At 37.3% G+C, this 3,018-nt stretch carries 2 protein-coding genes; both read right to left on the bottom strand.

All coding sequences use genetic code 11. The features are described from left to right. Window positions 1-130: 130 nt before the first annotated feature. Window positions 131-1,321, bottom strand: coding sequence for an aminoacetone oxidase family FAD-binding enzyme (locus QZ138_RS11155; protein WP_292889090.1), 1,191 nt, complete (start codon window positions 1,319-1,321; stop codon window positions 131-133). Between the two features lie 2 nt (window positions 1,322-1,323). After that, the gene (gene aspS, locus QZ138_RS11150; RefSeq protein ID WP_292889089.1) at window positions 1,324-2,643 is read right to left on the bottom strand and encodes an aspartate--tRNA(Asn) ligase; all 1,320 of its coding nucleotides are present in this window, start codon (window positions 2,641-2,643) and stop codon (window positions 1,324-1,326) included. Window positions 2,644-3,018 lie beyond the last annotated feature (375 nt).

The raw sequence follows: 3,018 nt of genomic DNA, 5'->3' as shown, positions 1-3,018 counted from the left end.
CCGACCTTAAAGAGGTCGGAGTATTCTTTCACTATTATAGATAAATCAAGTAAAGTAATAGTAGCAATGTTAACCATTAGAATTATAATTTAAACAAATTGTATCAAAGAAAATATTGGTGTTCAAATAACTATTTCAAACTAGCTGACAATCCTGCCAAATATCCTGTTGAAAAAGCAATTTTCAAATTATATCCTCCTGTTGGACCGTACAAGTCCAAAACTTCACCAGCGAAATACAAATTTGGAATCACGGTTGACTCCATCGTTTTTGAATTGACATTGCCAAGATCAATGCCGCCAATAGTCACCTTGGCCAAATCCCCATTAAAATCAGTTATTTGGAAAGTAAACCTTTTCAAGTTTTCAATTAACCTATTTTTGGATTTTTTATTAATTCTAGACAGCTGCTCATCACCGTCAAGACCACATCTATCCAAATAATACGCAATGAAACTGTTGGTCAAAAACTGCTTTAAATAATTCTTTATATAGGTCTTGCCCTTTGCCTGAAAATCATTCGTAAATTTATCAAGCAATTCCTCACGTGAAAGGTCAGGACATAAGTCCACGGCAATTTCCAAGTCAACATCCGGTTTTCCAACTAATAAGTTATAACTTATACCTTCCGAGATTTCATTGCTCAGGTTGATTATCCCAGGACCTGTCAGGCCCACATGAGAAACCAAGACATTTCCGCGAACCTTGGATTTCTTATAACTTATAACAACATCATTAAGTGTCACACCGGCGATGTCTGATAAATCCTCACGTGTAACCAAAGGAGACAGACCGTATTTGACGTCTGTAATCGGCTGTGAGGTTAAAGAATAGTTATCAGGACTGCATCCGGTCTGCGGATATGTCACACCTCCTGTGGCTATGATAATCCTGTCCGCCTTAATGCAGTCATTGATGACAAAGTCCTCTGAAATTGTTTTAACTTCAAAGTTATAACTTATAACCACATCTTCCAACTTATCACTTAGACCTTTTAAGATATCACTTGCCCTTTCGGTTTCGGGAAACATCCTGTTGTCATCCTCCTCGATAAAACCAAAATCAAAAAGAGAAAACAGGTCATCATTGGTAAATGTGTAAAAAGAGTGCTTTAAAAAATTCTTGTTGTTAAAAAAAGTTAATAGCTGTTTTATTGGCTTGTTGTTGGTAATGTTGCATCTTCCGCCGCCGGTCATCAATAGCTTGCGACCTAAAGACGGGTTTTTCTCAAGCAATATTACGCGTGAAGTCCCGCTTGCGGCAATTGCTGCCATGATTCCTGCAGGACCTCCGCCAATAATAGCTATATCGTATTCTTTCATGCTTAAGGAGTTAATCTGTGTCTGTCTCTTGGGAAGAGTACACACTCACGGATGTTTTCAGAACCGGTAAGCACCATGGTCAATCTGTCGGCACCTACACCCCATCCTGCATGTGGAGGCATACCGTATTCGAACGCTTTCAAGTAGCTTCCAAATCCTGCAGGGTTCAATCCTCTTTCCTCGATTTGTTTTACAAGTAAATCATACTGGTGTACACGTGTAGCACCTGAAGATAATTCCAGGTTGGCATACATTAAATCGAATGCGTGGGAGTATTGCTCTTCGCCTTCAACAGGCATTACATAGAACGGTTTGATTTCTGAAGGCCATCTGGTTAAGAAATAAAATCCTCCCATGGTGTCTCCTAAAGCCTTTTCAGCTTCACGGGACAAGTCTTCTCCCCATTCCATTGCAACGTCTTTTGAGTTTACGATGTCAACGGCTTCGTCATAGGTTACATGAGGGAAGTCTCCTTTAGGAACTTCAAGTTCATGGCCTAACACTGCCAATTCGTCAGCGCAGTTTTCGTTGACGTCTTTCAAGACGTTGATGAGCATGTCATTCAATATTTTCATTACATCTTCATCATCAGCAAATGAAGCTTCCGCATCGATGGAAACGGCTTCGTTCAAGTGTCTTAAGGTATCATGCTCTTCTGCTCTGAAAATCTGACCGATTTCAAATACCTTATCCATTCCGGCAGCCATCATCATCTGTTTGTACAGTTGTGGGGATTGGCCTAAGAATGCTTCTTTTTCAAAGTAAGTGATTGGGAATAATTCTGTTCCTCCTTCTGTAGCGGATGCGACGAGTTTAGGAGTGTTGATTTCATAAAATCCATTATCATAGAAGTAATCTCTTATGGTATGGAACATTTGACCTTTGATTTTGAAGATTGCAGAAACGTTTTCCTTTCTGATATCCAAGAATCTTGAATCTAATCTTGTATCTATTCCTGCTTTTACTTTTTCTGTTGGATCCATTGGTAAAGGCTGGTTAGCCAAGTTCAATACTTTGACTTCTTTAGGAATGATTTCAACACCGTTTGGTGCTTTTCCAGCTTCCTGTACTAAACCTTTGATTGCTACAACGGACTCTTTTCTGAATTCTCTTAACTCTTCCATTATTTTTTCGTCTACTTTTTTGCTTGGAGCAGTTACCTGAACTCTGCCGGTGACATCACGAATGATGACAAACATGATTCCACCGAAATCACGGATTTCGTGCACCCAACCCATGATTGTGATGTCTTCTCCTGCTATTTCAGGATTACATTCACTAGCGTAGTTGGTTCTTCTCCAATCGTTTAATAAACCTTGCAAATTATTCACCTCGAGGTTTGTAAAAATAATTTAATTAAATTATTAAAAAATTTAAAAATAAGTGTTGCCTTAGTTTATAGGCAAAAACTATAAACTACGTCCAATAAGGCAACTGTTTATTACCTGATTACTTTCTTGTATAGAAAGTGGCGAATATGAAAAATCATATTCTAATATAAAATAGAATAACATAATATATAAAGTTAACTAAACTATTCAAAAACAGGTTATTTTTAAAAATAAAGATATAATTAAATTTTAAATATAAAAAATAGCGTTGTCTAAGTTTAATAGAAAAATCTATTAAACTACACCCAATTAGACAACTGTTTATTACCTGATTTCTTTCTTGTATAGAAAGTGGCGAATATGAAA

This window comes from Methanobrevibacter sp. UBA212 (genome assembly GCF_905233225.1).
Lineage (GTDB): Archaea > Methanobacteriota > Methanobacteria > Methanobacteriales > Methanobacteriaceae > Methanocatella.
The sequence above is the reverse complement of the archived record's forward strand: the minus strand, read 5'-3'. Positions and strand labels throughout refer to the sequence as shown.